Source organism: Microbacterium sp. H6 (assembly GCF_003314775.1).
In the GTDB taxonomy this organism is placed as follows: domain Bacteria; phylum Actinomycetota; class Actinomycetes; order Actinomycetales; family Microbacteriaceae; genus Microbacterium; species Microbacterium oxydans.
The window spans coordinates 9,778-10,529 of the sequence record NZ_QOAY01000174.1 but is presented as its reverse complement, the minus strand read 5'-3'; the positions used below and the strand labels follow the sequence as shown (position 1 = coordinate 10,529).

The following is a 752-nucleotide window of genomic DNA, read 5'->3' as shown; positions in this document are numbered from 1 at the left end:
TCGGTCCTGGCGGGGGCCGCAGCGGCGTCCTGCGGCATCGCGTTCCTCGGCGTCGGCCTCCTCGCGGCGCAGCTTCTGCGCACCTCTCGAGGCGCGAACTCCCTGACGGTCTGGGCGCTCGTGGCGATGTTCCTGATCCGCGGCATCGGCAACGCGGCGGGCACCCCGAGCGACGATCTCACCCGCATCACGAGCGCGTGGCCGGCGTGGCTGTCCCCCTTCGGGTGGGTGGAGCAGTCCCGCCCCTACGACTCCGACCTGGTCTGGCCGGTGCTGCTCGGCCTGGCCTTCGGACTCGTGCTCGCCGGCGCATCCGTCGCCGTGCAGTCGATGCGAGACATCGATGCGAGTTTCGTCGCGGAGCGCCCCGGCAGGGTCTCGGCACGGCCCGCGCTCACCTCGCCGCATGCCCTGGTGTGGCGGCTCACGTCCGGGGCGATCGTGGGGTGGGCGGTCGGCGGAGCGATCACCGGCATCCTCGCCACCACCCTGAGCGGACTGGTCGACCGGATCTCGGGCGAGAACCCGGCCGTGGCCGACATCCTGACCAAGATCGGCGGAGCGACAGGCGGGCTCGACGAGGTCGTGGTCACCGTGTTCTTCACCCTTCTCGGCATCCTCGCCGCGTGCTGCGCCGTGCAGATCGTGGTGCGCGCACGGCAGGAGGAGGCGCACGGCACAGCCGAGGCCGTGCTGGCGACCCCGGTCGGTCGTGTGCGCTGGCTCGCCGACTACGTGATCGTCGGCGTGGT

1 pseudogene is annotated in these 752 nt (G+C 72.2%); it reads left to right on the top strand.

The features are described from left to right. A pseudogene (locus DSP71_RS11145) lies at positions 1–752 on the top strand (polyketide antibiotic transporter); the annotation flags it as partial.